22 protein-coding genes are annotated in these 26,242 nt (G+C 39.3%); 11 read left to right on the top strand and 11 right to left on the bottom strand.

Annotated features, from left to right (window positions below; genetic code table 11):
• Positions 1-17: 17 nt before the first annotated feature.
• The gene (locus BTO23_RS20500; protein ID WP_060994034.1) at positions 18-1,352 is read right to left on the bottom strand and encodes a serine/threonine protein kinase; all 1,335 of its coding nucleotides are present in this window, start codon (positions 1,350-1,352) and stop codon (positions 18-20) included.
• Between the two features lie 318 nt (positions 1,353-1,670).
• Here BTO23_RS20500 and BTO23_RS20495 point away from each other — a divergent pair, with 318 nt between their 5' ends.
• The 4 genes from BTO23_RS20495 to BTO23_RS20475 all read left to right on the top strand — a co-directional run bounded on the left by BTO23_RS20495 (position 1,671) and on the right by BTO23_RS20475 (position 6,130).
• A complete protein-coding gene (locus BTO23_RS20495) occupies positions 1,671-2,261 on the top strand; it encodes a hypothetical protein (protein WP_060994033.1) in 591 nt (196 codons plus the stop codon).
• Positions 2,262-2,785: 524 nt separating this feature from the next.
• Complete coding sequence (locus tag BTO23_RS20485; protein ID WP_061005500.1) at positions 2,786-4,882, top strand: protein-disulfide reductase DsbD family protein; 2,097 nt, start codon at positions 2,786-2,788, stop codon at positions 4,880-4,882.
• Complete coding sequence (locus BTO23_RS20480; RefSeq protein ID WP_170066791.1) at positions 4,882-5,379, top strand: protein disulfide oxidoreductase; 498 nt, start codon at positions 4,882-4,884, stop codon at positions 5,377-5,379. The genes BTO23_RS20485 and BTO23_RS20480 overlap by 1 nt, the downstream gene beginning before the upstream one ends.
• Before the next feature lie 22 nt (positions 5,380-5,401).
• On the top strand, positions 5,402-6,130 hold the full coding sequence (locus BTO23_RS20475; protein WP_105064431.1) for a DsbA family protein: 729 nt from the start codon (positions 5,402-5,404) through the stop codon (positions 6,128-6,130).
• A gap of 101 nt (positions 6,131-6,231) precedes the next feature.
• Here the strand turns inward: BTO23_RS20475 and gorA are convergent, their stop codons facing one another.
• The gene (gene gorA / locus BTO23_RS20470; RefSeq protein WP_105056925.1) at positions 6,232-7,587 is read right to left on the bottom strand and encodes a glutathione-disulfide reductase; all 1,356 of its coding nucleotides are present in this window, start codon (positions 7,585-7,587) and stop codon (positions 6,232-6,234) included.
• A gap of 356 nt (positions 7,588-7,943) precedes the next feature.
• On the bottom strand, positions 7,944-8,783 hold the full coding sequence (locus BTO23_RS20465) for a 23S rRNA (adenine(2030)-N(6))-methyltransferase RlmJ (protein WP_061005491.1): 840 nt from the start codon (positions 8,781-8,783) through the stop codon (positions 7,944-7,946).
• Positions 8,784-8,935: 152 nt separating this feature from the next.
• Here BTO23_RS20465 and prlC point away from each other — a divergent pair, with 152 nt between their 5' ends.
• The gene (prlC, locus tag BTO23_RS20460; RefSeq protein WP_105064430.1) at positions 8,936-10,978 is read left to right on the top strand and encodes an oligopeptidase A; all 2,043 of its coding nucleotides are present in this window, start codon (positions 8,936-8,938) and stop codon (positions 10,976-10,978) included.
• Between the two features lie 74 nt (positions 10,979-11,052).
• Here the strand turns inward: prlC and BTO23_RS20455 are convergent, their stop codons facing one another.
• Both BTO23_RS20455 and cyaY read right to left on the bottom strand, forming a co-directional pair.
• Positions 11,053-12,486: a M48 family metalloprotease gene (locus BTO23_RS20455; RefSeq protein ID WP_105064429.1), complete on the bottom strand. Its 1,434-nt coding sequence runs from the start codon at positions 12,484-12,486 to the stop codon at positions 11,053-11,055.
• A 126-nt stretch (positions 12,487-12,612) separates the two neighbouring features.
• The gene (gene cyaY, locus BTO23_RS20450; protein ID WP_060994024.1) at positions 12,613-12,927 is read right to left on the bottom strand and encodes an iron donor protein CyaY; all 315 of its coding nucleotides are present in this window, start codon (positions 12,925-12,927) and stop codon (positions 12,613-12,615) included.
• Between the two features lie 81 nt (positions 12,928-13,008).
• Between cyaY and lptM the strand changes: the two genes are divergently transcribed.
• The 5 genes from lptM (at position 13,009) to xerC (ending at position 16,963) form a co-directional block, all read left to right on the top strand.
• Positions 13,009-13,128, top strand: coding sequence for an LPS translocon maturation chaperone LptM (gene lptM / locus BTO23_RS20445; RefSeq protein ID WP_105064428.1), 120 nt, complete (start codon positions 13,009-13,011; stop codon positions 13,126-13,128).
• 69 nt (positions 13,129-13,197) lie between these two features.
• Entirely contained in the window at positions 13,198-14,451 is a 1,254-nt protein-coding gene (lysA, locus tag BTO23_RS20440) for a diaminopimelate decarboxylase (protein WP_105064427.1), read from the top strand.
• A gap of 79 nt (positions 14,452-14,530) precedes the next feature.
• Complete coding sequence (gene dapF, locus BTO23_RS20435; protein ID WP_060994022.1) at positions 14,531-15,361, top strand: diaminopimelate epimerase; 831 nt, start codon at positions 14,531-14,533, stop codon at positions 15,359-15,361.
• The gene (locus BTO23_RS20430) at positions 15,358-16,059 is read left to right on the top strand and encodes a DUF484 family protein (RefSeq protein WP_105064426.1); all 702 of its coding nucleotides are present in this window, start codon (positions 15,358-15,360) and stop codon (positions 16,057-16,059) included. The genes dapF and BTO23_RS20430 overlap by 4 nt, the downstream gene beginning before the upstream one ends.
• Positions 16,052-16,963, top strand: a complete 912-nt coding sequence (xerC, locus tag BTO23_RS20425; RefSeq protein ID WP_060994020.1) for a tyrosine recombinase XerC — start codon at positions 16,052-16,054, stop codon at positions 16,961-16,963. Before BTO23_RS20430 ends, xerC begins: the two co-directional genes overlap by 8 nt.
• Before the next feature lie 168 nt (positions 16,964-17,131).
• On the opposite strand, the gene BTO23_RS20420 is transcribed toward xerC, so the two are convergent.
• Positions 17,132-17,929, bottom strand: a complete 798-nt coding sequence (locus BTO23_RS20420; RefSeq protein ID WP_105064425.1) for a Cof-type HAD-IIB family hydrolase — start codon at positions 17,927-17,929, stop codon at positions 17,132-17,134.
• A gap of 136 nt (positions 17,930-18,065) precedes the next feature.
• Complete coding sequence (locus BTO23_RS20415) at positions 18,066-19,031, bottom strand: alpha/beta fold hydrolase (RefSeq protein ID WP_060994018.1); 966 nt, start codon at positions 19,029-19,031, stop codon at positions 18,066-18,068.
• 245 nt (positions 19,032-19,276) lie between these two features.
• Between BTO23_RS20415 and BTO23_RS20410 the strand changes: the two genes are divergently transcribed.
• On the top strand, positions 19,277-20,494 hold the full coding sequence (locus tag BTO23_RS20410) for an EAL and HDOD domain-containing protein (protein ID WP_105064424.1): 1,218 nt from the start codon (positions 19,277-19,279) through the stop codon (positions 20,492-20,494).
• Between the two features lie 78 nt (positions 20,495-20,572).
• Here BTO23_RS20410 and BTO23_RS20405 read toward each other — a convergent pair whose 3' ends face one another.
• The 4 genes from BTO23_RS20405 to hslR all read right to left on the bottom strand — a co-directional run bounded on the left by BTO23_RS20405 (position 20,573) and on the right by hslR (position 26,065).
• On the bottom strand, positions 20,573-22,543 hold the full coding sequence (locus BTO23_RS20405; RefSeq protein WP_105064423.1) for an AsmA family protein: 1,971 nt from the start codon (positions 22,541-22,543) through the stop codon (positions 20,573-20,575).
• 177 nt (positions 22,544-22,720) lie between these two features.
• Positions 22,721-24,346 carry a phosphoenolpyruvate carboxykinase (ATP) gene (gene pckA / locus BTO23_RS20400; protein ID WP_061013914.1) on the bottom strand — a complete coding sequence of 542 codons (1,626 nt, stop codon included), beginning with the start codon at positions 24,344-24,346 and terminating at the stop codon, positions 22,721-22,723.
• A 347-nt stretch (positions 24,347-24,693) separates the two neighbouring features.
• On the bottom strand, positions 24,694-25,569 hold the full coding sequence (gene hslO, locus BTO23_RS20395; RefSeq protein ID WP_061005478.1) for an Hsp33 family molecular chaperone HslO: 876 nt from the start codon (positions 25,567-25,569) through the stop codon (positions 24,694-24,696).
• Positions 25,570-25,663: 94 nt separating this feature from the next.
• Entirely contained in the window at positions 25,664-26,065 is a 402-nt protein-coding gene (gene hslR / locus BTO23_RS20390) for a ribosome-associated heat shock protein Hsp15 (protein WP_060994013.1), read from the bottom strand.
• Positions 26,066-26,242: the final 177 nt, after the last annotated feature.

Here is a 26,242-nt window from a genome sequence, read left to right as displayed (position 1 = left end):
TTTTCTTACTGAAATTCTTACAGTGTTTGTTGTTCTTTTTCTATGTTCTCGCTGATTACTTTGTGCTTTGTTGGTATTGGCGTCATCATAGCTAGCAGCATTTTTTGTTTTATATGAGTCGGTAAATCTGGATTAGAGAGGATCCTACGTCGAGTTAATTCCAGCATCGAGTTGATAGATACTTTAGAAACATCTCTTCCTTTTGAATGAAACAATAATTGTGTGACCTCATACATCATATTTTCAGCAACTATTTTTTCTTGTTCTAATTGGTGGTTTTTAAAGATCAAAAGGCCAGAAAAAAGAAGGCCTGATAATATTAATAAAACCAAAAGAAACGATGGCACAGGCTTTCGTTTTAGTAAGCAATGAAGCACATATAAAGGATTTTGTTGTTTTAATGTAATCGGTTGAGAACTGACGACTGATTCAATGTCGTGACGCAGATCTTCTACGGAGTTGTAGCGTTTAGATAAATTTATTTGCGTTGCTTTTTGTTGTATACAAGCAATATCGTGTTTGCTTTCTAGATCTGGGAAAAGAAGGTGTAAGATTTTTCCGAGAGAATACACATCACTTAATGACGTTAAGTAATCTCCTTTTTTTTGTTCTGGGCTGGCAAAATGCTCACTATAAGCAACAAGTTCTTTAATACCACGGCCTCTACTGTTCTGTACTTTTTGAGTTAAGTTAAAATCAATCAGTTTTGGGCAGTGTTGCTTATCGATTAAAATGTTTTCAGGTTTTAAATCTGCATGTAAAACATCATTTTGATGTGCATGTTCTAAAGCTTGGCAAATTTGGCTAAACAACAGCAATTTTTCTTTTGGTGATAACGGTGTGGAGTATAAAAATTCATTGAGCGTTGTCCCAATAACTTTTTCCATAACGACATAAACCGTTCCTTCATGCTCTCCACCATCAAAGACTTTTGCTATATATGGGTGATTTAAGCGTGCGAGTAATTGCGCTTCTTCAAATAGAGCATGTTTATCTAGCAAGTTATTAAAATCAGGTTGAATGAATTTAATCGCAAGTTCTTGTTCAAACGTTCCGTTATTTCTGTATGCAGAATATACGACACCCATCCCACCACGACCTAACTCTTCTGTGATTTGGTATTTATCAACGATTTGGTGGCTAAAGTCCCATTCAACATGAAAAGCTTGTTGCGCGTGAAAGCCAAACAGATCTGAGAAGTGGTCTGAAGTAGTTATATTAAGTAATGGAGTGACGTCACGATAAATATCAGGATGACTATTTTTTAGGTCATCAAGCATCTTTCGTTGTTGTTCGTCATCAAGATCCATTAAATGATAAAAGACTTGAGTTGGAGAGGTTATTAGCTGCAAAGAATTAATTTATAAGAATTATTTTCGCGTACTGTATAGATTTATATATGGAATGTGAATGATTTTTATCATTTTTGAGAACAATTAAGACATTTTATTTAATTGCGTTTTTAACGATTGAAAAACAGGCTGAAAATTTTGTTTTTTGCCTGATTTATAGTCATTGAAAAGGCTTTAGTTCGTATATATTAAATGTGAATGACGATAACTTTTACATATACGTAATAGTCATTTGCCCTTTACTGGGATAGTCATTTCTCAAATAAAGATTACACTTATCTCATCAAATCGAGCTAAGAATCTACTAAGGTAATCATTATGGCTGAACACAACACTCCGCAATTTCAAGTTGGACAAACGTTTACAGATCACCCATTTCAAGAAGGTGATGGCGCAATGCTTGAGTTGTTCCGTAATGACTTACCAAATATGCTTTATGTTGGTTTGGGTAATATTACCGCCGACGAACAAGCGATGTTAGGCCAAACTGGCGCGCAACTTGGTGTAATTACCTCTGATAATGGGGGTTGTTTAGTTGTCGTTAGCTTTGGTGATCTAGCGTTTGAAATGCAATTAAACTCAGCTGCTATTCCTGACGATTACTTCACTCTGACTGAAGATAAAACATTGTCTGTTTCGATGATTGCAGTAGATACAGCAACCAATTTGTTATGTGCGATTCGTGAATTTAAGCTACCTGAAGAGTTAAGCCGTCAGTTTATTGAAGTAACTAAAGCACAGCGTGAGTTGGGTAATGTGGATGCGGTTAATATGGAAAATATGCAGTTAATAAACTCGTTAACGCCAGAAGCCCTGCAAGAAAAAATGGAATTTCATCCACTACAAAGTGTGATCGCAGCCCCAACGTGTGGTTGTGGACATAGCCATCATCACGATCATTCGCACTAAATTTAAATATCTGAACTAGGAAACTATTTATAGGAACGTTTGTCCTAATGGCACTCATTCCTATTTTGGTAGCTAACTAGTTTATGCAACTTGCGCTTTACAGACATAAATTTCTTAGATGGCCCCTCATTCTCGTGTGTTGGGTTATCTTTGTCTGTGCGGCAAATAATATTGGTTTATTGAGTTCGTGTTCTTTACCGCTAGGAGAGTCAGTATCTAATTCTGCACAGCAAATACAGGCAGAACAACAAGATAAAAATGGGTTAACCGACAAATGCGATCTCTCGGGGCACTTAGTCCATTTCGAGCAACATCAAGTTGGCGATCATGCGCTGATTATGCAAATATTTATAGTCCTCCTAGTGATAGGATTGCTGTTATCTTTTAGTTATACCTCCTTATTTACAGAGCCAATTCTCCATAAAGGAAGGCGGCTTCATCTCAAGTTATGTGTTTTTAGAGAATAAATAATCGAATGTTTTTATCGACATTCGACGTATATTTATTTTTTAAAGGAAACACAAATGCAAAAATCAGTAATGACAGCACGTATAGTCCTCTTTGGGCTATTTGCGATGCTGTGCAGCGTATTTATATCCGTTGCTCAAGCAGAAACTCCGAATACTGGGTGGCTTAAAAACCCAAACCACACTCCGATTGAAACTCGTTTTGTACTTACAGGGCAAATCAATAAAGTTGATCAAACCGTTGCTGGATTCTTAGAAATTCGTCTTTCGGGCGATTGGAAAACCTATTGGAGAAGTCCTGGCGAAGGGGGAATAGCCCCTAGTATGAATTGGGATGACTCTCAAAATATCCGTAATATTGATTGGTATTGGCCTTACCCAAAACGTTTCGACCTACTTGGTATTGAAACCTTAGGTTATAAAGGAAGTGTTATTTTTCCGATGACGCTCCATATTGACGACCTCAATAAGCCAGTTACTTTTAAGGCTGATCTCACTTTGTCATCTTGTACCACCATTTGTGTACTGACTGACTATCCATTTGAACTGACGTTCACTCCTACCGATTTAACGCTTTCTAAAGAAGCGATGCACGTTTATGCCCAAGGGCTGAGTCAGGTTCCGAAAGAATCGGCATTGATCAGCGATGTGAAAGCGGTGTGGGATGCGACAAAAATGCAGCTTCAGGTTACAGCAACCAAAAAAATGGGATGGATTGCGCCTGATGTCTTGGTTGATGGCCCTTCCGATGAAATGCAGGATGATAATTTCTCCCGTCCAAAGATTGATGTGGATGGCGATAATATTACCGCAACTTTTGATGTGAGTAGTTGGATGGGTACCCCAGACCTAACCGGTGAAGATATCAGTGTTACCTTAAAAGATAAGGAATTCATTGCTGAACAACCTGCAAGTATTGCTGATGGAATGATCACAAACAGTAATGGACTCCAATCCATCGTAAAAATGATTCTATTTGCTTTATTTGGAGGTTTACTTTTAAACGTAATGCCATGTGTATTCCCTGTATTGGGAATGAAGTTAAGTAGTGTTATTTCAGCTCAAGGCCTTGAGAAAAAACAGATTAAATTGCAGTTTTTAGCTTCTGCAAGTGGGATTATTTTCTCTTTTTGGCTTCTTGCCTCTTTCTTAGTTGTGCTCAAGTTATCGGGGAGTGCCATTGGGTGGGGGATTCAATTTCAGAGTGCGTGGTTTATTGGCATTATGGCTCTAATTACGGTGCTATTTGGTGCCAATATGCTGAGCTTATTTGAAATCCGATTATCATCAAATACAAATACTTGGATAGCATCAAAAGGGAATAACTCCTATTTTGGTCACTTTATTCAAGGAATGTTTGCTACCTTACTTTCTACTCCTTGCTCTGCGCCTTTCTTAGGTACAGCCGTTGCTTTTGCCTTAGCAACAAATATTCCAACCATGTATGGCATATTCACCGCGTTAGCGCTTGGTATGGCGTCTCCGTGGATATTGGTTGCTATCTTCCCATCTATAGCTCTTTCGTTACCAAAACCCGGACCATGGATGAGTAAGCTGAAATATCTCTTTGGTGGAATGATGTTAGTTACCAGTATTTGGTTGTTGAATTTACTTTCTAATCATCTACCTGAACTTTGGATTTATGGTATTGCAGTGATAGCGGGAGGTGTAATTTTACTGCGAACCGTTCAAGTTCACAGTAAGAAAGCGGCGGGATGGTTGAGTATTTTATTTGCGGTCACGTTTGGTTTTGGCACCGTGATAGACAGTATGACCTCAACGGTTCTCCTTCCTGCTGAACCTCAATGGGTCCCCTTATCGAGTGAATCTATTCAGCAATATGTCGATGAAGGGAAAGTGGTATTTGTTGATGTTACCGCTGATTGGTGTGTGACGTGTAAGGCGAACAAAATTGGAGTGTTGCTTCAAGAGCCGGTTTATAGCGAGTTAAACAGCACCAATGTTATTGCCATGCAAGGAGACTGGACAGTACCTAGTGAAGAGATTACCACTTATTTGCAAGAGCATGGCCGATTTGGTGTGCCATTTAACGTGGTTTATGGCCCTAGTGCGCCAAATGGCATCGAACTTCCGGTTATTTTGAATGAAAAAGTCGTTATGGACGCGATTAAAAAAGCGGGAAGTAAGCAGTAATGAGAAAGAAAATGAAACGTTGGGGTAAAGAGACACTTATTTATCTTGTTGTGATCATTGTTCTTAGCATTGCTGTTGATGCATGGAGAACCAAAGATATGCCAGTTAATACCGCCCCTATTCTTGAGGGGATAAGTGCTACCGGAGAGGTTATTGATGTCATTGCTATGAGTCAAAAGAAACCAGTCATCGTTTACTTTTGGGCGACGTGGTGTGCAGCGTGTCGATTTGTGACGCCAACGATTAATTGGTTCAGTGACTCTTATCAAGTTGTAGGAATAAGTACAAGTTCAGGAGAAGACAGAAGAGTATCTGGCTACATGGCATCTCATAATTATACCTTCACCAACATTAATGATACGTACGGTGATATTTCAAGAACGTGGGGTATTCGAGTAACCCCAACGATCGTCATTATCGATAAAGGCGAGATAAAAAATATCACCACGGGGATAACAACACCTCCGGGCTTACTTGCTCGCTTATCACTTATTTAACGAATAAATTTGGACAGTGAATATGAAATTTAAAACGAAATTAATCACAACACTGGTAATGGCATGCTTATTTTCTCCTTTTGCTTCTGCAATGACTCAGTCAGAGAAAATTGAAGATATTAATGAGATGCTTAAAGGAAATCCTACGATTATTGATAGTCTTCATGAAAGTTTAGCGATGTATATTGTTCAACAAGGTAACTATCAAAAAACATTGGCGGATTATCATGATTATATGTACAACAATCCAGACCTTCCGTCGTTTGGCGCCAAAGATCCCAAGCTAACTATTGTGGTGTTAACTGATTTAAGTTGCCCGTGGTGTAAAAAATTAGATCCAGTTTTAATGAAATTGGTCGATGAGCATCCTGATGACCTTAAAGTTATAAACATTTATGTGCCACTTAAAGAGGGTTCAAATCCGACGAACTCGGCAACCTTTGCAATGAGAGTATGGAAAGAAAGCCCTCAGAAATTTAATAAGATCAATGAGACCTTATTAAGTAAACCGGGAATTCACAATATGCGCTCTATTATGAAGGTCGCTAAAGCAAATGGTGCAGAAAAATACGTATCAACTAATAACGAAGTGAAAGATATGGTGGCGAAGAACTACCAACTATTTACGGACTTAGGTGTGCGAGGGACGCCTGCTATGTTGATCGATGGTCAACTTCTTCCGGGGTATTTACCTTATGAAAAATTAGCGCCAATGGTTGAAGTTAAAATCGCAGAAAAATCGGGTAAGTAATGCCATTAACTGTTTAATTGAATTAAACATGATTCAATAAAAAAAACGCCGCCAATATTAACTATTGGCGGCGTTTTTATTTAAAACAGTCTAAAAATAGACTATCTCATAGTAACAAATTCTTCAGAACCTGTTGGGTGGATAGCAACAACTGCATCGAAATCAGCCTTAGTTGCGCCCATCTTCATTGCTACTGCAAAACCTTGGATCATTTCATCAACTGTGAAACCGATACCGTGTAGGCCAACGACTTTCTCGTCTTCACCCGCACAAACTAGTTTCATTTTACAAGGTTGACGGTGCTTAGTTACCGCTGTGTACATTGCAGTGAAGCCTGATGTGTACACTTTTACGTTGTCTTTGCCGTATTGCTCGTCAGCTTCTTGTTCAGTAAGACCAATCGTGCCAATCGGTGGGTGGCTAAATACAACAGTAGGAACTAATGTGTAGTCCATTTTTGCGTTTGTTTGACCGTTGAATAGACGCTCAGACAATAAACGCCCCGCTTTAACTGCGATAGGAGTTAGCTCAATACCGCCTTCCATGATGTCACCTACACAGTAGATGCCTTTCACGTTAGTTTCTTGGTATTCATCAACTTTGATGTAACCGCGATCGTTAGTAGCAACGCCTGTTTTTTCTAGGTTGATAGCATCAGTCGCAGGGTGACGACCAATTGCCCAAATTAGCGTATCAACGTTTTGTGTTTCACCATTTTCTAGGTGAAGTGTTAGGCTGCCATCCGCTTCTTTCACTACTTCTTTTGGTACAGAGTGAGTATGAAGAGTTGGGCCTTCTGTGTTCATCACTTCAACTAGCGTATCGATGATCATTGGGTCAAAGCTACGAAGAGGAGATTCTTTACGGCAGAATAGGTGAGTTTCAGTGCCTAGAGAATGAAGAACACCAGCGATTTCAACCGCAATGTAACCTGCACCAATAACCGCAACACGTTTTGGTTGCTCCATTAGTTCAAAGAAACCGTTTGAATCGATACCGTGTTCAGCACCTGGAATATTTGGGATTGATGGACGACCACCAACAGCAATAAGAATATGATCCGCAGTGTAGTGTTCGCCATTAACTTCAACAGTGTTTGCGTCTACAAACTTAGCGAAACCTTTAATTACATTGATTTTATTGTTACCAAGAACGCGATCGTAAGATTCATGAATACGACCAATGTAAGCTTGGCGGTTTTCAACCATTTTGCTCCAGTTGAATTTTTTTAGTTCAACATCAAAGCCGTAATCTTCAGCGTATAAGTTAATCGCTTCAGCAACTTGTGCACCATGCCACATCACTTTCTTAGGAACACAACCTACGTTTACACAAGTGCCGCCAAGCTCTTGCGCTTCAATAAGAGCAACTTTTGCGCCGTGCATAGCCGCACGGTTTGCTGATGCGATACCGCCAGAACCACCGCCGATACAGATATAATCAAAATGCGTAGCCATTACTTTCTCTCCAATAAGTGTTATACCAATTCCAATAATTATCTGACCATTATTACTGGTTAAATCACTTAATAGTTGCGTTAAAAATTATTATTGTAGAATTGCTACTTATAAGAATTTTTGCCTTACTCTTAAGTGATTTTCCTGCGTAAGAAATAGTTCATCTAATTAATTACATTGGTATTAATTTTTTTACATACTATGTATGAAATGCGACCAAATTTTTCTTTTTCAAGGTCTACTAGGTTTCAGGTCGCTTCGCTTGCAGGTTTCAGGAAGGAGATAAAACTGAGCAATGCTATCTGCTTTTCCTGAATCCTTTGAGGGAGCTTGCGACCGGCCTGAACCCTTATTTTTTATTCTGGAACAATCCACTCAACTTTAAAGTGACCTGTTGCTGGTGCAATTGCTTCTTTTAAGAAAGGCAAAATAGTGTTCATTTGGCTTTCTAATTTCCACGGTGGGTTAATGACGATCATGCCAGATGCTGTCATGCCACGCTCGTTAGTATCTGCAGAAACACCCAACTCAATTTGTAGAATGTTACGGATATCTAATTTTTTAAGTCCTTTAATCATATCGTCGATGTCACAACGATTAACCACTGGATACCAAATCGCATAAATGCCTGTTGCCCAGCGCTTGTGGCTTTGGCCAATAGCGTTAACGACATCGTAATATTCTTTTGCAAGCTCATAAGGTGGGTCGATTAGGACTAATCCTCGGCGCTCTTTTGGTGGAAGACTTGCTTTTAATCGTGCAAAGCCGTCTTCTTTATAAATAGACACTTGGCGATCACGGTGGAACTCTTGCTCAAGCAGAGGGTGATCGGCAGGGTGAAGCTCGGTTAATACCATGCGGTCTTGACGACGCAGGTGAGCACGACCAACACGTGGTGAGCCTGGGTAGTAACGCAGTTCTTCACCGTCGTTTAATTCAGTGATGGCATTTAGGTAGCTTGTGATCTCTTCAGGAAGATCAGTTTGCTCCCAGATGCGAGCGATACCTTGCTTGTATTCGCCGGTTTTTTCAGACCATTCATGCGTTAAGTCGTAACGACCAACCCCTGAGTGGGTGTCGTGATAAACAAATGGCTTATCTTTTTGCGTTAATGAATCAAGGATAAGGCTTTGTACAATGTGTTTAACCACATCGGCATGGTTGCCTGCATGAAAACTGTGACGATAACTTAGCATGGATGAACTCTCACTATTGGAATCACATGATTATACCCAAGTTTATAGCTCAATGTGTGTACTCTTGCATCAGCCATTGAAATTTTATCCATTAAGCACCATCTTTAAGGGATAAGCCGATCCTAAAAACGAAAAATAGAAAAGGAATGAATATGTCTAATCCGTTACTTACCTTTACTGATTTACCGCTGTTTTCTCAAATTAAGCCTGAACACATTCAGCCAGCGGTAGAACAAGCCATTGCTGATTGTCGCGCTAAAGTGGAAGAAGTATTGGCGTCTGACGCGGCTCCAAGTTGGGAGAGTATTATTATTCCTCTAGCAGAAACCGATGATCGTCTAAGTCGTATTTGGTCACCAGTGAGTCATTTGAATTCAGTGCAAAACAGTGAAGAATTACGCGAAGCGTATGAAGCGTGTTTACCTGCATTATCTGAGTACGGTACATGGGTTGGTCAAAATAAAGGACTGTACGAAGCGTATAAATCAATTAAAGAGAGCGAGGCGTTTGTAACCTTATCTCAAGCTCAACAAAAAACAATCATTGATGAGCTGCGTGATTTTGAATTATCAGGCATTGGTTTACCTGCTGATCAACAAAAGCGTTACGGTGAGATCAGTAAGCGTACTTCAGAATTAAGCTCAAATTTCAGCAATAATGTGCTTGATGCAACCATGGGTTGGTCAAAACACATTACTGATGAAGCTGAATTATCAGGGTTACCAGAATCAGCAATGGCAGCAGCAAAAGCCGCGGCAGAAGCGAAAGAGTTAGACGGTTGGTTACTGACACTAGAAATGCCATCGTACATTCCAATCATGACTTATGCTGATAATAAACCACTGCGTCGTGAAATTTATGAAGCGTTCGTGACTCGTGCATCGGATCGCGGTCCAAATGCCGGTAAGTGGGATAACACTGATTTAATTTCTGAAGAGCTACAACTTCGTCATGAAGTATCACGTTTATTGGGTTTTGCTTCTTATAGTGAAAAATCATTAGCGACAAAAATGGCAGAAAGCCCAACGCAAGTTCTGGGCTTTTTAAATGATTTAGCGGCTAAAGCGAAACCACAAGGTGAGCGCGAAGTTGAAGAGCTAAAAGCATTTGTAAAAGAAGAGTTTGATATTGATGAGTTAGATCTGTGGGATGTGACTTATTACTCAGAAAAGCTAAAACAAAAGCTGTACCAAATCTCTGATGAAGAACTACGTCCTTACTTCCCTGAATCAAAAGCAGTATCTGGCCTATTTGAGGTCTTAAACCGTCTATTTGGTATGACAGTGGTTGAACGTGAAGGCGTTGACGTATGGCATGAGTCAGTGCGTTTCTTTGATATCTTTGATTCTACCAATATATTGCGTGGTAGCTTCTATCTAGATTTATACGCGCGTGAGCACAAACGTGGTGGCGCATGGATGGACGAGTGTCGTGTGCGTCGTATTACTGAAAATGGTGAACTACAAACGCCAGTGGCGTACCTAACCTGTAACTTCAGTAAGCCTGTTGGTGGTAAGCCTGCATTGTTTACTCATGATGAAGTGGTAACACTATTCCACGAATTTGGTCACGGTATTCACCACATGCTAACGCAAATTGATGTTGCGTCAGTGTCTGGTATCAATGGCGTGCCTTGGGATGCGGTTGAATTGCCAAGTCAGTTCTTAGAAAACTGGTGTTATGAAGAGGAAGCGTTGGCGTTTATCTCTGGTCACTATGAAACGGGTGAGCCGCTACCAAAAGAGATGCTAGATAAAATGCTTGCTGCGAAAAACTTCCAATCAGCGATGTTTATTTTGCGTCAACTAGAATTCGGCATGTTCGATTTCACGCTGCACACAAATTACGATCCTGATTTAGGTGCAAAAGTATTAGAAACGCTAGCTGAAGTAAAAGCGAAAGTGGCGGTATTACCAAGTGTTGAGTGGAACCGTTTCTCTCACAGCTTCGGTCATATTTTTGCGGGCGGTTACGGTGCGGGTTATTACAGCTACCTATGGGCAGAAGTATTATCAGCCGATGCGTTCTCTCGTTTTGAAGATGAAGGCATTTTTAATACAGAAACGGGCCAAAGCTTCTTGAATAATATTCTTGAAATGGGCGGCAGTGAAGAGCCAATGGAACTGTTCAAACGTTTCCGTGGTCGTGAGCCGCAAGTGGATGCAATGTTACGTCATGCAGGTATTGGTGCGTAATTAAGCCGTTATAACAACGAAAAATAGAAGGGTCTCAATATGATATTGAGGCCCTTTTTTATTTATCGACACTTTTATTTTTTATAAGGTTGAGTGACGACTATTTTTACTTTTTGATCTTGTTGTAATGGCGTGTTTTCTTTTAAACCATTCCATACAGCAACCCCTTTAGTTGATAATTGGGAGTTATTACGCTTGGTTAACGTATTTAGGTTTTCACCATTACGAGCAGTGACAACTGTTATTTCTTGTTGAGTGATGGTTGCAATTTGCTGGTTGGTTATAGGTTGTAATGAGGTCGCAGATGACGTTATTTCATCTTTATTGTTATCAGTACTCAACGTTAAGATCTGATAAGTCATGTCATTAAAATCTAACCAATATTGATTGATGAAGGCTTTTTTATCCGCACTATCATCAACTAATTGCACGTTATACATGCTCGCTCCCCACGGTAAATCGACGGTATTTACTTGTGCGGCGTAATTGTATTTTTGTTCTAAATATTGGCTGAATCGATGCGCGGTTTGTTCTGCGGTATATTTTGGCTCAGTAACAGATAGAGCAACAAAGCCATCTTGTGTGTCATTAATGGCAGCGACCACTTGAGGTTGATTAATGGTTTGCCACTCTTTAGGGAAAGTAATGGTGAAGCCCATCGTAGGCTGTAAGAAAAGGGAATCATTAAATGTGCCATTTTCTGGATTACTGCCAACAACTAACCCATTGAGTTGACTTAGAAAGTCAGGGTGAATAGATGGCTTTGAGATTAGGCTTAATCTACTTGCTGATTGATCAACATGACTGACGCGTTCTGGAGTGTAAGGGTGGCTATCAAAGTAGCTCTTTTCTGTTTCTTTTTGAGTTTCAAATTCTACCGCATTATTTAGACGGGTTAAAATAACGCCCATAGCCATTGGGTCATACCCAGATTTTGCTGTTAATTCGACACCGAGATCGTCAGATTCTGTTTCGTGAGAACGACTGTAATTGGCCATTAAAAGGCTACTGCTAAAAGCAAAAGGGGTATTAATTAGATTGCCTAAATCTTCATTGATGACGCTGCCTACGATATTTCCGGGTAATTGGGTTATCCCAGGCAGAATACTGCGTTTCATTTGTTGTATCGAATGTCTTTCTGTGACATGAATAATTTCATGAGCTAATACGCAGGCGAGTTCATCTTCGTTGTTCATCAGATTTAATAAGCCGCGAGAAATATAAATATAGCCTCCTGGCAGAGCGAATGCATTGGGCACAGGATCATCAACGACTTCAAATTTAAAATCAAATTGAGGAGATTCAAGATTAGAAACTAAACGAGCCCCGACTTGCTTTACATATTGATCGAGTGATTCATTATTGTATAACCCCATTTGCTGCTCAATCACCAGTGAGTTTTTTTCACCGACCGATTTGTCGTAATTAGGGCTTACAGAGCAACCAGAAAGAGAGAAAGCGAGTAGTGCGGAACCACTTATTTTAATTAGGGCGTGTGTCTTATTCATCAGCACTCCTTTGTTGAGAATAATCAGAAACGATTTTTTAGCGTAGCAAGAGATTGATATTTTGTATTGGGAAGGGGCGAATAAGCTCCTTTGAATGAGTCAAGGGAGCTTGAAATACATTAATGGTTAAGCCCATTCAATATCTTCGTCTGCGTGCTTTTGGCACTCTTCTTTTACCATTTCGATAAATTCCATGCCCGTTTTAGAACATGTCCATTTCTCATCAGTATAAGCAAAGTGGAAGCCGCCAGATTTTGACGCTAACCAGATTTCGTGCATTGGTTCTTGTTTGTTGATCACGACTTGGCTGCGGTTTTCAAATTCTAGTGTTAGAACGTTACCCGTGATTACTGGTTCAATATCTGCACCAGATTCATCAATCATATCTTCGATTAATTGCAGTTTTTCATCGACTAGCTCGTGAAATTCAGTGTTATTCATCTTATTTATCCTATTGCTTTTCTTGGCTGTGGTGCGATTATAGAGAGCATAACCAGATATTAACACTAATGGTAAAATCTTATGCAAAAAAGAGTGATGGCGTTAATGCTATTGAGTGTCTTGGCACTGGCAGGTTGCGGTCAAACTGGGGCGTTATATATGCCGGCAGATGACGCACCAAAAACAGAAGTAGCAGAATAATTTATTTGTAGTCAGTGTAGTTGAATAATCACTGACTAATAAACACAGAACTAGACAAGGAAGACGACATTGGATTATTTCAATTATAAGGATGATGGACAACTTTGGGCTGAAGAGTTACCGGTTGCACAATTAGCTGAGCAGTATGGTACGCCATTGTATGTGTATTCTCGCGCGACATTAGAGCGCCACTGGAATGCATTTGATAGCTCGGTTGGTGAGCAACCTCACCTTGTGTGTTACGCCGTAAAAGCGAACTCAAATATCGGCGTGTTAAATGCACTTGCCCGTCTAGGTTCAGGGTTTGATATTGTGTCTCAAGGTGAGCTTGAGCGTGTTGTGGCTGCCGGTGGCGATCCAACTAAAGTGGTGTTTTCTGGCGTTGGTAAAACGGCTGATGAAATGCGCCGAGCATTAGAACTAAAAATTAAATGCTTCAATGTTGAATCAGAGCCAGAGCTTGAGCGTTTAAATGCAGTTGCTGCTGAAATGGGGGTAATTGCGCCTATTTCACTGCGTATCAATCCAGATGTAGATGCTAAAACACACCCTTATATTTCGACAGGACTGCGTGATAATAAGTTTGGTATCGCGTTTGATCGTGCACCTGAAGTGTATAAATTTGCACAAACGCTATCGAATTTAGATATCCAAGGCATTGATTGTCATATCGGTTCTCAGTTAACAGATATTACTCCGTTCATCGATGCGACTGATCGTCTTCTTGCGTTAATTGATGATTTAAAAGCACAAGGTGTCAACATTCGTCATCTTGATGTGGGTGGTGGCTTAGGTGTGGTTTATCGTGATGAATTACCGCCGCAACCATCAGAATACGCAACTGCTTTATTAAGTCGTTTAGTCGGTCGTGAAGATTTAGAGCTTATTTTTGAACCGGGTCGTGCTATTGCCGCCAATGCAGGTATTTTGGTAACTAAAGTTGAATTCCTAAAACATACGGAACATAAAAACTTTGCCATTATTGATGCCGCAATGAATGATTTAATGCGTCCTGCGTTATATCAAGCATGGCAAGATATCGTGCCTGTGGTACCTCGTGAAGGTGAAGCGCAAAGCTATGATTTAGTGGGTCCTATTTGTGAAACGGGCGATTTCTTAGGTAAAGACCGTGACTTAGTTCTCGAAGCTGATGACTTGCTTGCTGTTCGTTCATCTGGAGCCTATGGTTTTGTGATGTCATCAAACTATAATACACGTACTCGCGCCGCAGAAATAATGGTCGATGGGGACCAAGTTCATCTCGTTCGTAAGCGAGAAGAGTTAAGTTCTTTATGGGAACTAGAATCCATCTTACCAAGTTAACTTAGATTAAAGAGCAAGGAGCTTAAGGGTACTTGCTCTTTTGGTATTCAACCTAAAAATATAAAAAAGAAGAACAACTATGCACTTTCATTTTTCTAAAATGCACGGGCTTGGCAATGACTTTATGGTGGTTGACTGCTTAACTCAAAATATTTTCTTTTCACCAGATTTAATCCGTCGCCTAGCGGATCGTAACCGTGGTATTGGTTTTGACCAGCTATTGGTGGTTGAAGCTCCCTATGATCCTGAAACTGATTTTCACTACCGTATTTTTAATGCAGATGGCACCGAAGTAGAGCAGTGTGGTAATGGCGCTCGTTGTTTTGCTCGTTTCGTACGAATGAAAGGCCTAACCAATAAAATCAGTATTTCGGTTAGCACCAAAAAAGGCAAAATGACCTTAAAAGTGGAAGATGATGATCAAATAACCGTAAACATGGGTGAGCCAGTATTTGAGCCAAATAAAATTCCATTTAAAGCAACTCAAGCTGAGAAAACCTATTTATTGCGTGCAGAAGATAAAACGCTTTTCTGTGGTGCGGTAAGTATGGGGAATCCACACTGTGTCACCGTGGTGGATGATGTTGATAATTATGACGTTGATAAATACGGACCGTTAGTTGAGGGCCATGAACGTTTTCCTGAGCGTGTGAATGCAGGCTTTATGGAAATCGTATCGCCAAATGAAGTGAAATTACGTGTTTATGAACGTGGTGCTGGCGAGACTCAAGCGTGCGGAAGTGGTGCGTGTGGTGCGGTTGCTATCGGTATCATGCAAGAGTTATTAGGAGAAGACGTTAAAGTTTCTTTGCCTGGTGGTGATTTACAGATTTCATGGAAAGGTCCTGGCTACCCGTTGTTTATGACTGGTCCTGCTGCTCATGTTTATGATGGTCAATTATCAATATGAATGATGTAACACCAATCGAGCCGCAACCTACTCAGCTAACTGAGGATGTTGTTGCTCAATTTTTAATGGACCATCCTGATTTTTTTCAGCAGCATCCGGAATTACTTGGGCGAATTAAAGTAGACACGCCTGAACGAGGCGTGGTTTCTTTAGTTGAAGTACAAGTCAGTAAATTGCGTGATCGTATTGGTGATTTAGAAGAAGAAATCACTCAACTGATGTCACTTGCAGCAAAGAACGATCGTTTATTTCATGATTTTGCTAATGTACAAAAACAATTACTCGCGTGTGAGAATTTTTCTCAAGCAGCAAAAATCATTGAGCAGAAAGCGCTTTCTCTAGATTTAACCGCGCATATTAAAATCATTGATCATTCTCATCCTAAGTATCATGTCGATAAAACTGCACTCGATAATTTTATTAAAAAGTTTTTGAATGGACATTCTGCGTATTTAGGCCGCTTACGTAAGGCTGAGCGTGATAGCTTATTGGCCTATGGTGGGCTTGACCACTCAAGTGCAGAATTAGGCTCGTTTGCTATCCTTCCATTAGGTCAATCTCAATCTATTGGGGTAATGGCGTTTGCTAGCCGTGATGGTCGGCATTTCGAGCCAAATATGGATACCTTATTTTTAGAACAGCTGGTTAGTGTTTTCCATTATTTATTAATGCAATGGTCGAAATCTTCTCATGAGTGATGTACTTCCTCTTCAATATTCAAAACATCTTGATGCCTTTTATGAATTCTTACGTAATGAAAAAGGCTTAAGTATTTATACTCAGCGTAGTTATAAACGCCAACTAACCACGATTGCTGAGCAACTGGTTGAGTTAGGCGTAGAGTCTTGGCAAGACGTCGATGCGGGTTGGGTGCGTCAAATTACCAGTAAAGGAATGCGAGAGGGATTGAAAGCGAGTAGCTTATCCACTCGATTATCTTCATTGCGCAGTTTTTTTGATTTTCTGGTATTACGTAACGTATTAGCGGCAAATCCCGCGAAAGGGGTTTCTGCACCTCGTAAATCTCGTCCATTACCAAAAAATATCGACGTGGATGAAATGGGGCAATTACTTGAAGTAAACGAAGATGATCCATTATCGATTCGAGATCGTGCCATGATGGAATTGATGTATGGCGCTGGTTTACGTTTGGCTGAATTAGTGGGCATTGATGTTCGTGATATTCAATTACGCCAAGGTGAATTACGAGTTATTGGTAAAGGCGATAAAGAGCGTAAAGTTCCTTTTTCTGGCCAAGCAAAAGAGTGGTTAGGGCATTGGTTACAAGTTCGAAATCAACTAGCAAAACCAGAAGAAACTGGATTGTTTGTCTCTAAGTTGGGCGTTCGTATTTCGCATCGAAATGTGCAAAAGCGCATGGCAGAGTGGGGAATGAAACAAGGGGTAAATAGTCATATTAGTCCGCATAAATTACGTCACTCATTTGCAACGCACATGCTTGAATCGAGTGGTAATTTACGAGCAGTTCAAGAATTACTTGGGCATGAAAATATTTCTACTACGCAAATATATACCCATTTAGATTTTCAACACCTTGCTCAAGCGTATGACCAAGCGCACCCAAGAGCGAAGAAAAAATAATCAGAGCAACTAGTTGTCTAGATTGATATCAACATAAAAAAGCCAGGTGCGTATTATCACGTATCTGGCTTTTTTAGATTTGATGGTTTTTAATCTGGCTTGTATAACTATTTGTTTTTAAATAACAGTTAACCATTTTGCCTATGATAGGCCAAATTGTCTATAAGCTTATTTTAGTAGTAAATTTTCTAAGTAATGAGCAACGGCTTCGTCGGCAGATGAGCCGATAACCTCATTATTTGGTAATGCTTTTTTTACTTTCTCATGCGATGTACCCATCACAATGCCTTTGCCTGCCATGCTCAACATTTCATAGTCATTCATACCATCACCAAAAGCGATGCAGTTCTCTAATGTCTTACCTAATAATTTAGCAACCGCTTCTAATGCTGCGCCTTTTGATACTTCAGATGCCATCACTTCTAAACACCAAGGTGTAGAGAATGCCACCATGAGTTGATCACCAAACTGTGCTTTTAATAGGTCTTCATATTGGACTAAATATTCATGCTCAGGCATGGTGATAAATATTTTTGCCATGTTCTCTACTGGTGGATTATTCACATCAAATAAAGTGTAAGTGAACCCATTGTCATGAAATTCTTTTAGCTTTTCATCTTCTTGGTTTAAGAACCATTTGTCGTCTGAGTACATGTGAATAGACAGTTTTTCATCATGTTTTAAAAGGTCGATAACTTGAGGAATTAATGCTTCAGGAACATTCTTACTATAAATAAGATTGTCATCCATATCATGAACACGAGCACCATTTGACGTGATCATGTAAGCAGGGATGCCCACATCATTACGAATATTGCCAACATCAATGTGGTGGCGACCAGTGGCAAAAATAAACGTTAATTCTTGTTGGTGCAGTTTATTCAGTGTTTTTTTAGTGAAATCAGCAATTTTGTGTTCTGGAGTAAGCAGTGTGCCGTCAAGATCAGATGCAACAATAGTAATCATAAAGCCTCAGAGGAAAAGAAAAGAATAGACTCGAAGTCAACTGAATTTAGTTTACGTGACTTTATAAAGAAAAAAGAGGGTAAAGATAACAATATTAGCCTTCCTCTTTTTTCTTTGGTGGGGTGTCACGCTTTAATTATTTAGAGTGTTGGGAAAAGAAAGTGAGGATGTCGGATAGTGCTTGATTTCGACACGTGTCGGATTCAAACAGAAGTTCATGCTTTGCATTTTTAATTGTGATGAGCTGGCAATTGGCTGCTTTTTTCTGAAAGGCGATGTGTGCATTATTATCGACGATACGGTCATTTTCTCCCTGTAATAATAGGGTTGGAATAACACAAGATGCAGCTTGTTCAATACAGCGTTTTGACCCTTTTAGTCCTTGATTCACCCAGTGATTACTTGGACCACCAATTTGCAGTTCTGGTTTTGAGGCATACAGCGCTCTAAACCACTGATAACGGATCTCGCTAGTGGTTAGAGTATTATTGAGGAAAGGCTTTGCATGATAAGGTTCTTGCCCCAATGCATAAGTAGGCTGTGAAGCCCAACGACTTAAATAGTGACTTACCGTACCTGCTATGGGTTTTAACCACGGTTCAATATGAATGCCATGCATTGGGGCACTTAACGCTAATGCTGAATATGGATGTGAGTAAGTCTCTACGTATTGTGTGGCGATGGCTCCACCCATAGAGTGACCGAGTAAATAGCAATCTTGATAATGCTCAGGCGTGATCAGATGTTGAGTCATGTTATTTAGATCTAACACATAATCATTAAAATCTTCGATATGACCAATATCACTGTTTTCTGTTAATCGGTCAGATAGACCTTGCCCACGATGATCAAATGAATAAATGTCATAACCTTGGGAAAAAAGGTCATAAAACAGTTCTTGGTATTTATACACACTTTCAATGCGGCCATTAACAATCATAATGGCTTTATGATTGTTGGGACTAGTAAAGCTCACCCAATGAAGTTGAGTTTCTTTTTCACCTTGGAAAAAACCATGCTGACGCTTCTCCCAAAAAGGAGTGATGTAGTTTTGTATTGTTTCAAGGTAGTTCGTTTCTTGAGTGAAATCGTTTTTTTTCATTGGGCTCACTGCATGATTATGAATGCGGGTTCAATGTTATTATAATAACAATAGTGAAATGTGTATCATATTTTGGTAAGTTCTTGCACAGTTCTTAAGCAAGCGCATTTTTTTACTCATTTGATTAGACTACTATGCTTTTTTAGTAGGTCGGCATTAATTTAAATTACTCAAGATTTGGAGTGATTAGCCGATATGATTATTTATCATACCTATATATTTTCACAGGATACCGTTTTCAAGTTATGTATGCATACGTTGCCCGACAACCGATACTTAATCGAAAAAAACAGACGATAGGGTATGAGTTACTTTTTCGTGATGGTGAGACTAATGCGTTTCCAGATATGGAAGCGAATCAGGCCACGTGCCGATTATTAGTTGAAAACTTTATGTCGGCGGGTAGTAATCCTGCATTAGAATCTCCTCGTAGCTTTATAAACTTTCCTCAAGAGTCTTTAATTTCTCTTGTCCCTACTGCCTTTCCTAAGCGTAAAATAGTTGTTGAAGTATTAGAAACTTGTATCCCTAATGATGAACTTTTTAGTGCAATTAAGCACCTTCATCGAATGGGGTATATTATTGCTTTAGATGATTTTAGTTTGGATGCTGAATGGGATAGATTTTTACCCTATTCACACATTGTTAAACTAGACATTATGCAGTTAGGCATTGATGTCGCATGTGATTATGTGAAAAAGAAAAAGCAACAAGGCTGCAAACGTCATTATCTTGCTGAACGCGTAGAAACTTATGAAGAGTTTGAGCAAGCATTCCAAGTTGGTTTTCATTTTTACCAAGGCTATTTTTTTAGTAAGCCACAAATTATTAAAAACCGAGTTGTGAAACCGGAAGAAGTATTAACGATGCAACTGTTTCAAGAAGTATGTCGTGAAGATGTAAACTTTACTCGGGTTGAACAGTTAATTGCTCAAGATGTATCATTGTCGTATCAGCTTCTGAAATTTGTAAATACCGCTTCGGTAAGACTTGAAAAGCCAATTTCGTCATTTAAACAAGCGTTAGTGTATTTAGGTGAAGAGCAGATAAAAATGTTTGTTACTTTGGTTGCAACTGCGCACGCTGCAATTAATAAACCTAAAGAATTGTATAAGCAGTCGTTAGTGAAAGGCCGTTTCTGTGAATTAATGATCTGCCGTTGCCAGAATGGAACGCCAGGACAACAAGCATTTATTGTTGGTTTGTTTTCACTGCTTGATGCTTTACTTGATCGTAAATTAGACGATGTATTGGAACAACTGTCATTAACTGATGAAATTGAGCAAGCGATATTACTTCGAGTTGGCTTATTAGGGTCAATGTTAGAGTTGTATGAAAGCATTAAGTCTGGTGATTGGGAGCAACTTGATAAGACAAGTCGCTTACTTGGTTTTTCTCCAAAGACGGTAGAAAAAACATACCAAGAAGCTGAGACATGGTATCAAGCGATCCTTGCTAAATAAAACCACACTAATTAATACCAAAAAGCCCCATCAGCACGAATGTTTGATGAGGCTTTTTTGTTCTTTCAATTTTAATTATTATTGACAGTAATTGATAATTTGAATTTCTTTAGAAAATAACTTTTGCACTAACTGATGGCACTCTTGAGTAATAGAAGTAACAGTTTGAGCGTTTTCTGGATTAACTAAGTCGTAATCACCTTCAATATTGTAATTAAACCCATCACCGATAATGGTTATTGGCGTAATTGAAATACGCCCTCGGTTTGCCACTATTTTAATTGGCTCCACCTGTATTGGGTAATGTGTCGGAAAGGTTTTTTTATCCTTATTTTTGTTCTCAGGTGATGTATTTTGGCCTTCATCATCTGGTGTTAATCCTAGTTTAAATTGCCACAGTTCTTTCGCTGTTTTGGTGGTTGTCATCTCTCTTGGAATAATATTTAACTCACCATTAAAGCTGTAATTAAAACTGTCTCTATTAGCAGCAAGACCATTCGCATTTAAGTTAAATTCAGCAACGCCTTCTAGAGGTATAGTATTTGGGAAAAAAGTGGTTAGGTAACTGATTGGTAAGCCATCGCCATAAGCCTCTAATTGCCAGGGTTGGCTATCTTGAGTTAAATAAATACTGCCATTTAATCCAACAAGTCCTTCAGCTAAAGGGAAAAGTGCTCGCTCGATTGTCCATAATCCATTTTCAGCGTTCATTTCTATTAATAGTTGTTGAGTTAATAGGTAATTAAAGCTGGCGTTAGAAGCACTAAGAGATAATTTCCCATCCCATAACCCCCATTGATAATAGCGCAATAAATCGAGATCGTGACCTTCTGCATTAACTCCTGAAACTTGATAAGGGTGTTGATTATCAAGTTGAATCAGTTGAATGTTATTAACGTCCAGCTCCGCTATTTTAACTTGCTCAAGTTGTTTAATATATTTTTGAATAATGGACACTTCTCTTTCGCTAAGTAACCATTTTATTTGACTTAACGTCAATGATTTTAAGTTAATTTCGGTAGGGGATATTTTACCTTCAAGTTGAACATTTCCATCAAAAATATCAAAAGAAAGCGTTGAGATATTGGCTTCTTTACCATTTAACATTAGGTTGAAAATAGGCTTTTCAATGATGTGCTCATTCCATATTAAACTATCGGCATTAAAAGAAATATTAGCATTACTTTGTTGCCATAAATGATAAGGCAGCAATACGTTCTCAGCAGATAAACTTAAATTGTTTACTGAGAATTGAGGAAGCTCAATATTAATATCTAAAAGATCAATTCGTTCAAATTGGTAAGTAAAATATTGCTGAGAAAGCCATGCTAATGGCTTACCAATAATGTCGGCATTGTCAGATTCTAAATTAAATTTTCGTAGGGTGAACTGAGGGATTACCCATAATTTATTCTCTTTGAGTTCAGCTTGAGCGGTGATAGTACTATCACGCCAAGTGAGCGATATACCATGTAATGCTGTGTAATCTTCGCTGTAGTAGCCATCGATCAATACGTCATCAAGCGCTTCGCCTTGCCAATATAATTGCTGAGTTGAAAATTGAAAATTACCTTCAAATGGCAATGTTTTTTCTTTTTCTACAGACCAGTTGGTGAGCTGAGCTTGTGCATCACGAATCACCAAATCATCATTGGCAAAATCTAAATTAGAAACACTCAACTGAGCAATAGAAATCCAATCGAGATTTTCTGTCTTTGGCAGTCCATTCTGTAAACTTAAACCATCAATTTTGATGCTATCAAATGCCAATTTATTTTGTTGTATAGGGTGTTGAGAAAGCCAAAAATCGACATGTTGTATGACTAATTCATTTTCTGTTCGGATAGTGACTTCTGACAGCGTCAGATGGAGAGGATCTTGAATTGAATAATGAAGCTCACCAAAAGAGATTTTGTGATCAGATAATTTTTCAACTAGTGGGTTTAATAATGGTTGCGCATAAGGAGTATGCAAAAGGGATAAAAATGCGACCACAAGTAGTAGGCAGAAAGTGATAAACCAACCAAGGCTTTTCAGCGTGGTATACATTGTTAACTCCAGAAAGAAATAAGAATAGAAAGAGTGGATTAAAAGTGAGATTCAATCAAGTTATTGTAATGTTTTACTCAAAGGTAATCACTGTTTTGAAAGCAAGATGGGAATCAAAGGAATAAAAAAAGCCCTTCGTTACCGAAGGGCTTGAATTTATCGAGGTATTAACTTGGGTTAGTCAAGTTGAGGGCCTGCTTTTACAAGCGCCTTACCTTCATCGTTATCTGTGTATTGAGCAAAGTTTTTGATGAAGCGTTGTGCGAGATCTTCTGCTTTGCTGTCCCATTGTAGTGGGTCAGTATAAGTATCACGAGGATCAAGAATTGAAGTATCAACACCAGGTAATGATGTCGGAACTTCAAAGTTAAACACTGGAATGTTTTTCGTTTCAGCGTGGTCAATTGAACCATCTAAGATTGCATCAATGATCGCACGAGTGTCTTGGATAGAAATACGTTTACCCGTACCGTTCCAACCTGTATTAACGATATATGCTTCTGCGCCAACCGCTTCCATACGTTTAACTAATACTTCTGCGTATTGAGTTGGGTGTAGCGTTAAAAACGCGGCGCCAAATGCTGCTGAGAAGGTTGGTGTTGGTTCTGTAATACCACGCTCTGTACCTGCTAACTTAGCTGTAAAACCAGATAAGAAGTGGTATTTAGTTTGCTCTGGAGTCAATTTTGCAACAGGAGGTAGAACACCAAATGCATCAGCCGTTAAGAAAATAACTTTATTTGCATGGCCTGCTTTAGAAACTGGCTTAACAATATTATCGATATGATAAATAGGGTACGAAACACGAGTATTTTCTGTTTTTGAACCATCATCAAAGTCAATTGTGCCATCGCTACGAACCGTTACGTTTTCTAGTAGCGCATCACGGCGGATTGCATTATAGATATCTGGTTCTGCTTCTTTAGATAGACGAATTGTTTTCGCGTAACAGCCACCTTCAAAGTTGAAGATACCGTCATCATCCCAGCCATGTTCATCATCACCAATCAATTGGCGTTTAGGGTCAGTTGAAAGCGTTGTTTTACCTGTACCTGATAAACCAAAGAATACTGCGACATCGCCTTCTTCACCAACATTGGCAGAACAGTGCATAGAGGCAATGCCTTTCAGTGGAAGAAGGTAGTTCATCATTGCGAACATGCCTTTCTTCATTTCACCGCCGTACCAAGTACCACCGATAATTTGAACACGTTCTGTTAGGTTGAAGGCAACAAAGTTTTCAGAGTTTAGACCTTGTGCTTCGTAATTAGGGTTAGTGACTTTTGCGCCGTTCATTACGACAAAGTCAGGTTCAAAGCTTTCTAGCTCTGCGTCTGTAGGGCGGATAAACATGTTTTTCACGAAGTGTGCTTGCCACGCTACTTCGGTAATAACACGCACACTTAAACGAGTGTCAGGGTTTGCACCACAGTAGCCATCAATAACAAACAGACGTTTGCCAGAGAGTTGCTCTGTGACTAAGGCTTTTAGATCATCCCAAATTGCAGGTGTGATGGCTTTATTGTCGTTTTTACCTTGATCAGACCACCAAAGAGTATCTTTAGTCGTATCATCTTTTACGATGTATTTATCTTTTGGCGAACGACCAGTAAAAATACCAGTATCTACCGCAACTGAGCCAAGCTCAGTCATTACACCGCGCTCATAACCTTCTAGGTCTGGACGAGTTTCTTCTTCAAACAATTGATCATAGCTTGGGTTACGAAGAACGTCAGTAACGCCAGTTAGACCATGTTGAGTAAGATCAAGTTGTGCAGCCTTTTTGTGTTCCATAACAGTCATAGGTGCTCCTTAAAGGAATTTTGTAGGGATTTTAATATTTTAAATATTTTGTAATTATTTATTGTCTGCTAAACATGCTATCAATGCGGTAAATTGAAAACAGGGAGATAAATCATAAATTAACCATAAAGTAGTAGTGGTTATTTAATCAGCATCACAAAATAGCAATAGCCCTATTCTACTCTTAAAGAAATCGATTGCGCTAGATGTAATTGATTATTATTTAAGCAAAATTAAGTGTGGATAAGTGGAATTAAAAACGTGGTTTATATCAAATTTAGTTATAAAAAAAGCCAACTTAATGGTTAGCTTTTGTAACATTTCTACAACTTATTCTATGCTGTAAATTAATGAACGGTGTCATTACCTTTTGTTGCTTCTTCGAATATGTTGGCAACATCAATGCTGTCAAAGTCGTAGCTTGTGCCACAGTAGTCACAATGAAGAGATACCTTGCCTTCAGTTTTGACGATGTCATCTACTTCAGCTCGTGCGATCGTAACAATTGCACCTGCACTGCGTTCACGAGAACAGCCACAGAAGAACTCAACAGCTTGAGGTTCAAAAAGTTGCACTTTATCTTGGTTGTATAAACGGTACAGAACGTCTTCCGCTTCTAGGCCAAATAGTTCTTCGTTTTTGATCGTATCAGTCAGTTGTTCTAAGTGTTCGAAGTCATCAGCAGAACCTGTGCCGTCTGGCATTACTTGAAGAAGCATACCTGCTGCATGAGGTTTGCCTTCAAATTCACCAAGACGAAGCCATAAACGTGTTTTAAGTTGCTCTGAACGCTCAAAGTAACCTTCAAAACAAGCCGCTAGATCTTTCCCATCAAGCGCAACAACACCTTGGTAACGTTCACCATCTTTTGGCGAGATCGTGATAACTAGGTAACCTTTACCCATTAATTGATGCAAAGTAGCGTCGTCAGCGATATCGCCGTCAAAACGAGCAACACCACGCACTTTCTGATCGTTATCACCATTAATTACTGCAAGAGAAACAGGACCGTCGCCTTGAAGTTGAAGAGTAATAGATCCTTCAAATTTTAATGTTGCCGTTAATAATGTTGTTGCAACTAATAGCTCACCCAATAGATTTTGTACTGCTTTTGGGTATTCCTTGCTAGAAATAATTTGTTGGTAAGCATCGTCTAATTGAACCAATTCACCACGAACAGATAAATCTTCAAATAGGTAGCGATGCAATGTGTTATTTGCCATGAAATACTCCAGCAATTGTATTAGAGGGGTTGTCGTTACTTATAGTATAGCGAAGACAACCGGTATAAATAAGCAATGAAACAGAAAGACGAGTCTATTGCTGTTTAAATTTCATAATATCACGTCGCTGTTTCTTATCAGGACGTTTATCTGGGTGCGGGCTACCAAGTGAATTGAGTTTGCGTAATTTCGCATTTTCTTCACGGTGCTCAATGCTGTTTTGTGTTTCTTTGTAAAGAGTTTGTGCTACAGGTGCGCCACGGCGTTGATCGGATAGGATCTCGATGATCACAACGATTTCTTCGTTGTTGCCTTGGCGAAGTTTTATTTCTGCACCAACTTCAACTAATTTACTTGGTTTAGCTCGTTGTCCATTATAATGAACTTTCCCGCCATCAACCATATTACGAGCAATAGAGCGGGTCTTGTAAAAACGAGCTGCCCAGAGCCATTTGTCGAGCCTGATACCATCGCTAGTATTGGATTTTGAACTCATCATGGGTTCCTAATGTCTTATCTCTGCCTATTAAGATGGTGTCAGTAAAATTTTTTTCAATCTTTTGAGGGGAATTAATCAAAATTGATAAGCAACTAGAGTCATTAATGAGAAATAATGCTCTAATACAAGGTTATCTGCTTAAATTACGTGACATGGCTGCGAGGAATTTAAGAA

It is taken from the genome of Aliivibrio sifiae (assembly GCF_002954715.1).
Classification (GTDB): Bacteria; Pseudomonadota; Gammaproteobacteria; order Enterobacterales; family Vibrionaceae; genus Aliivibrio; species Aliivibrio sifiae.
This window is presented reverse-complemented; position numbering and strand designations above follow the sequence as displayed.